This window comes from Novosphingobium lindaniclasticum LE124 (genome assembly GCF_000445125.1).
In the GTDB taxonomy this organism is placed as follows: domain Bacteria; phylum Pseudomonadota; class Alphaproteobacteria; order Sphingomonadales; family Sphingomonadaceae; genus Novosphingobium; species Novosphingobium lindaniclasticum.
Window position 1 is genome coordinate 1 of record NZ_ATHL01000043.1, and the last position, 912, is coordinate 912.

The following is a 912-nucleotide window of genomic DNA, read 5'->3' on the forward strand; positions in this document are numbered from 1 at the left end:
TACCTTGGTGGTGAATTTGCCGTTCAAAACTATAATGTGATGGGTGTAGCTAAAGCAAGTTTAGAAGCTAATGTTAAATATTTAGCTTATGATTTAGGCCCGGACAACATTCGAGTAAATGCTATTTCTGCTGGTCCAATTCGTACGTTAAGTGCTAAAGGTGTTGGTGGTTGCAACACAATCCTTAAAGAAATTGAAGAACGTGCACCATTAAGACGAAATGTGGATCAAGAAGAAGTAGGTAAAACAGCTGCTTACTTATTGAGTGATTTCTCAAGTGGCGTAACTGGTGAGAATATCCATGTAGATAGTGGTTTCCACGCAATAAAATAATAAATTAAATCAATTGAGTCTGGGACATAAACCCTAGAGAAATAGCCAGTAAATGAGTTTTAACAAATTCATTTACTGGCTTCTTTATTTACAATACTCCGTATTGTTGGCTCGCTTTCTTAGGGGACAGCTTCAGCCTGTAGTCTTCAGCTTGTCCTGTTCCCTCAAGAGTCTCGCCAAAATACTTTGTATTTATATGTAATTTTACATTGTAATACTTTAAAAAAATAAAGCACTTTCGTATAATTTAATAAACATCACTAAACTAAATTAACGAGGTGCCTTATGTATAAAAATTATAACATGACTCAACTTACTCTACCAATGGAAACTTCAGTTCTTATCCCCACAAATGATATTTCACGACATGTAAATGATATTGTTGAAACAATTCATGACAATGAATTCGACGAATTCAGACATCACCGTGGTGCAACTTCGTACCATCCTAAAATGATGTTAAAAGTGATTCTATATGCCTACACACAATCTGTATTCTCAGGTCGTAAAATAGAAAAAATGCTTAATGATAGCATCCGAATGATGTGGCTATCACAAAATCAAAAACCTTCTTATAAA

At 34.5% G+C, this 912-nt stretch carries 2 protein-coding genes; both read left to right on the top strand.

Annotated elements, in window-relative coordinates:
- Positions 1–333, top strand: a 333-nt coding sequence (locus L284_RS47195; RefSeq protein WP_152524613.1) for an SDR family oxidoreductase, incomplete at its 5' end; no start/stop codon positions are given.
- A 285-nt stretch (positions 334–618) separates the two neighbouring features.
- Positions 619–912: transposase (locus L284_RS47200; protein ID WP_160172098.1), on the top strand; the 294-nt coding region annotated here is incomplete at its 3' end.